This is a genomic window from Caldisphaera sp. (assembly GCF_046536515.1).
Taxonomy (GTDB): domain Archaea; phylum Thermoproteota; class Thermoprotei_A; order Sulfolobales; family Acidilobaceae; genus Caldisphaera.
The window spans coordinates 1-5,306 of sequence record NZ_JAWDMQ010000075.1 but is presented as its reverse complement, the minus strand read 5'-3'; the positions used below and the strand labels follow the sequence as shown (position 1 = coordinate 5,306).

Below are 5,306 nucleotides of genomic sequence, written 5' to 3'. Positions count from 1 at the left end.
TCATCTGCTAAATTCAATCCCTACATTTATGCCGGTTCTTCTACAATTGCAGCTTTTGCGGCAAGAAAGGAGACAAGAGATAAAATTAAATCTTCGTTTAAAAAATAGATTATAAAAATTTTATTAATTAAACACTTTTCTTAAAAAAGTCATAATTTTATTATATAATTATAGGCGATCTGAAATATTGTTTTTATTCTTAATTATGCAGTGTTATGAAAAAAGTATAAATATGTGTACTATTATGTATAAAGTATGTATAAAGTGGGGATGAGAGCTGTGGGTTCAAATGAAAATAAAAGAAATTGGATTATAGTGGGTATTATTACATTATTAATATTTGCTGTTTATGCTTGGCCTTGGTACAGTTTTGTAAGTCCAACACTTGCAGGAATACCATTTTTCTATTGGTGGGTAATAGTATGGTACGTGATTTCATCAATAATCCTCTATTCTATTGTTAGCTTGAGAGTTAAAGGTGGAGCATCATGATAACAGCAGCAGGTTATGAATTACTTATAACGTTTATTGTTTTATTCATAGTTTTCGCAATCGTTGGATTTATGGGCAGAAGCTTCAGAAGGGGAGATATAACGCAATTGCATGAATGGGGGTTAGGAGGAAGAAAATTAGGTACAGTTCTTCAATTTTTCTTGCAAGGAGCTGATTGGTTTACTGCTTATTCAATATTAGCAATTCCTTCAGCCGTATTTGCTTTAGGGGCATATGGATTTTTTGGCGTTGCTTATCAAGCAATGGTTTTTGCTTTTGCAAGTTTGTTTATGCCAAGACTATGGAAAATCTCGAAAGAGAAAAATTATATAACTATTGCTGATTATGCCAGAGGAGAGTTTAATAGCATAGGATTATCATTATCAATAGTGATTTTGGGCATATTTGCAACGTTATTTTATATAGCATTGCAAGTAGATGGATTGTACGCAATTCTTGGTACAACTCTTTTAGAATCATTTCATATTTTGCCAACTTCACAAGCTTTTAAAGAATATAGCCTTGTAATATTATTTATAGCTTTTCTGGTAATAGCTGCTTTTTCATTTACAAGTGGTGTAAGAGGCGTATCTCTTGGAGCAGTATTTAAAGACATTTTAGTATGGACCGGATTATTAACTGTTATAGTTGCAACACTTTATTATACTCATGGATTTACTAATCTATTTTCTGGTATGCCATCTAAATATTTATCTTTACCAAGCACTGAGGCTTTAGCATTTAGTTCAAGCATGCTGGGAGTAGTTTTTTCAGCTTATTTATGGCCTCACAATATAACTGGGTCATGGGCCGCCCAAAGTGAAGATAGAATATTGAAAGGCTATTCATTAACCATATTATATGCAATACCATTAGCTTTAGCCGATATTATGGCTATAGCTGTTTATAAAATACCATCAGTTCATAGCTTTATATTTCAATTACCAGCATCTTCAAGAGGATTGTATGTAATTCCAGGTTTGTTAGTTTCCTTAGTGCCTCCTTGGTTAGCAGGGCTAGCTTTACTAGGCATTTTTGTTGGAGGATTAGTTCCAGCAGCTTTAATGACAGTAACCGTTGGCAATATGACAGGAAGGGATTTGGCAAGGATGGTCAAACCAAACATATCACCAAAAGGGCAAACTCAGGTAGCTAGATGGGCTGCCGTTATATTTGCCTTATTATCCCTTGCATTGTTACAAGTAATTCCAATGACCTATGCTTTTCAATTCTATCTGGTAGGGGCTGAAATAATCTTGCAATTTTTGCCTATAGCTGTAATACACCCATTTTTCAAATTTATTAGGAAGGAATTTGCCATAGCAGGTATATGGATAGGATCTTTAGTTTCAATATTTGTAACCCTATATGCTAATCACTATAAAGTAATATCTACAACATTATATCATGATTTATACATAGGGTTTATAGGGCTGTTAATAAATATTTTAATAGTATTAATAAGTTTAGCTTTTCCTAAAAAATCATAATCATTTTTTTTAAGTTCTTTTTTTATTACTTAAATGGGGGTTAAAATGGGTAATGTGTTAGTAGGGGTAGATGTGGGAGGAACTTTTACAGATGCAATATATATAGATTCTAATGGATTTATGAAAGTTTCCAAAGTTTCAACAACCCCAGCAAGGCCTGAAGTAGGCATAATAAACGCGTTAAATCAAATAGTAAAAGGAATTAAAATACCTGAGTTGTTACATGCAACTACAATTGCAACAAATGCGATATTGGGTCAAGTTGGATTAGAGCTACCGAATACGGCATTGCTGACAACTAATGGTTTTAAAGATATAATAGAAATTGGAAGACAAAATAGGCCCAAGCTTTACGATCTTTTCTTTACTAAGCCAAGACCATTAATTCCAAGGAAATTTAGATATGAAGTAAATGAAAGGGTTAATGTAAAAGGGGAAGTAATTAAAGATATAGATGAGAATGAAATAATAAAAATGGCAAATGATTTAAGAAATAGCAATATAGAAAGCGTTGCAATTTCTTATCTTCATTCATACATAAATCCTAAAAATGAGGTTAAAACTAAAGAGATATTGAATAGATATTTTAAGTATGTAACAATATCTAATGATGTAGCGCCGGAACCAAGAGAGTATGAGAGAACATCGACAACAGTAGTTAATGCAGTTCTAAGACCAATAGTGTCTAGGTATATTGAAATGCTTTCTTCTTCCTTAAAAGAGTTTGGAACGGAAGAGATCTATATAATGTCAAGTTCAGGGGGATTGGTTAATACGGTAGACGCATCAGAAAGACCTGTACAAATGATTGAGTCAGGTCCAGCAGCGGGCGCAATAGCTGCGGCTGAGCTTTCAAACATGTTATCTATAAAGAATTCAATAGGATTTGATATGGGAGGGACAACAGCAAAAGCCAGTGCAATAATTGATGGAAAGCTAGAAATAACTACAGAATATGAGGTTGGGGGAGAAGCCCATCATGGAAGGACAATTAAAGGTTCAGGTTACCCGGTTAGATTTCCGTTTATAGATTTAGCTGAAGTTTCTGCTGGAGGAGGTACTGTTATATGGAAAGATGAGGCCAATGCATTAAGAGTTGGGCCAATTAGTGTTGGGGCTGATCCGGGTCCGGCATCATATGGAAAAGGCGGAAATAAGGCATCTATAACAGATGCTAATTTGCTATTGGGCAGAATAGGGAATAAACTTGCAGGAGGAGAAGTAAATTTAAACGTGGAATTGGCTAGAAAAGCATTATCAAACTTAGGCGATCCTGAAGAAATTTCTATATCAGCTCTTGATTTGATAAACTTGGAAATGGCGAGGGCAGTTAGGTTGGTAACTGTAGAAAGAGGTTTGGATCCATCTTCTTTTTCAATAATAGCTTTTGGAGGTGCAGGGCCTCAACATGCGGCTATGTTAGCAGAAGAATTAGGTTCACAAGAAGTCATTATACCTCCTGAACCAGGTTTATTTAGTGCTCTAGGCTTATTGATGGCAGACTCTAGATTTGAGGCAAGACTGGCTTTTCCAAAAGACTTGCAGGAGGCATTCGAAAAACTGGAAAATGAATTAGTTAAAAAAGTAGGGGCTTTAGATTACTTTATAAGGTTATTAGATGTAAGATATCAGGGTCAGGGATATGAGTTAACAATTACTGCGCCTGGAAATTTAGATAAAGATTCTGTAGAAAAAAGTTTTTCATTAGCTCATTATAATACATATGGATTTACATTAAATAGGCCCATAGAAATTGTTATGTCAAGAGTTTTTGGAATCAGAGTTAGACCAAAACCTTACTTGGGGGAGGCTAAAGATAACATAGAATTGAAGGAAAAAGGCTTTAGAAAAACTTATATAAGCAAGTCTTGGGATGAGGTGCCTATTTATGAAAGAGATTCTTTACCAAAAGGATGTAAAATTAAAGGGCCTGCGATTATAGATGAATATAGTTCTACAATTGTTATTCCAAGGGGTTGGAGAGGGGAAGTAGGACCTCATAGAACAGTTATTTTGAAGAGGTGATATTAATGGTTTCGTGGGAGATTGTGCATAGGGCGACTTCTTTTATATCAGAAGAAATGGGAGTTGCTTTGAGAAGGTCTGCTTTATCGCCAAATATAAGGGAAAGAGCTGATCACAGCTGTGCAATAATAGACTCTCATGAAAGAATAGTTGCACAGGCTGAGCACATACCGGTTCACTTAGGTTCATTAAGGGTAGGAATGAAGAATTTGTTAGATTATCTTGAGAAGGAAGGTATAGAATTAAACGAAGGAGATATGGTGTTTTCAAACGATCCTTATTTAACTGGCACACATTTAAATGATGTAACAGTAATATCTGGTATTTATTATAATGGAAAGTTAATTGGTTATACAGCTAATAAGGCCCATCATGTAGATATTGGAGGACCTGTTTTTGGCAGCATTAATCCACAAGCAACAACTATTTATGAGGAAGGAGAAATAGTGCCTCCGGTAAAATTAGTTGAAAAAGGTAAAATTAGAGAAGATATATTAAAAATGTTTTTAGCAAATGTAAAGTCGCCTTTAACAAATGAAGGCGATCTCAAGGCTCAAATTGCGGCAAATTTAACAGGTATAAAAAGGGTTAAAGAATTAATTGATAAATATGGGCTTGAGCAAACTATTGATGGATGGGACAATTCAATTAGATATGGAAGAGAATTAGCTTTAAGAGAAATATCAAATTGGCCAAAGGGCGAATTTATTGCTGAGGATTATTTAGAAACGGGCCCTGAGAATTCAGATTTAATTAGCATTAATGTTAACGTAAAAATTTCAGAAGACAACGTTACAATATCATATCCTAGATTAACTAAACAACTGAGAAAGCCTTTAAATGCAGTTTTTGGAGTAACTTTTGCTGCGTCATCATTTGCTATTAGATCTTTAATGAAAGGTGATGTACCTACTAACGAAGGCCTTTATTCAATCATAAATGTTATGGCTGATGAGGGTTCATTACTTAACGCGACTCCACCTGCCCCTGTTTCAGGAGGTAACTTGGAGACAAGCCAAAGAATTGTAGACGTAATTTTACTTGCTCTCTCAAAGGCAATGCCCGATAGAATTCCAGCCGCTTCATCTGGTACTATGATGAATGTCATGCTAGGAGGCTACGATAATAATGGTAAGCCATGGGCATATTACGAAACCATAGGAGGGGGAAGCGGTGCTAGACCAAACGGAGATGGTGTTTCTGGTGTGCATACTAATATGACGAATACAATGAATACCCCAATAGAAATAACAGAATCTACTTATCCAATGTTTTTCACCTCATATAAAATAAGGGAAG

The 5,306-nt window shown here is 34.9% G+C and carries 4 protein-coding genes; all 4 read left to right on the top strand.

All coding sequences use genetic code 11. The features are described from left to right. The first annotated feature begins 279 nt into the window (after positions 1 to 279). Complete coding sequence (locus tag RXO53_RS07700; protein WP_410713644.1) at positions 280 to 492, top strand: DUF3311 domain-containing protein; 213 nt, start codon at positions 280 to 282, stop codon at positions 490 to 492. Next, positions 489 to 1,982, top strand: coding sequence for a sodium:solute symporter family protein (locus RXO53_RS07695; RefSeq protein ID WP_410713643.1), 1,494 nt, complete (start codon positions 489 to 491; stop codon positions 1,980 to 1,982). Before RXO53_RS07700 ends, RXO53_RS07695 begins: the two co-directional genes overlap by 4 nt. 45 nt (positions 1,983 to 2,027) lie before the next feature. Then, on the top strand, positions 2,028 to 4,007 hold the full coding sequence (locus tag RXO53_RS07690) for a hydantoinase/oxoprolinase family protein (RefSeq protein WP_410713642.1): 1,980 nt from the start codon (positions 2,028 to 2,030) through the stop codon (positions 4,005 to 4,007). 5 nt (positions 4,008 to 4,012) lie between these two features. Continuing rightward, a partial coding sequence (locus tag RXO53_RS07685; RefSeq protein ID WP_410713641.1) for a hydantoinase B/oxoprolinase family protein occupies positions 4,013 to 5,306 on the top strand: 1,294 nt, incomplete at its 3' end.

Coding starts and splice junctions, on each gene's coding strand:
- RXO53_RS07695 (WP_410713643.1), top strand. CDS start 489: ATGATAACAGCAGCAGGTTATGAATTACTTATAACGTTTATTGTTTTA.
- RXO53_RS07690 (WP_410713642.1), top strand. CDS start 2,028: ATGGGTAATGTGTTAGTAGGGGTAGATGTGGGAGGAACTTTTACAGAT.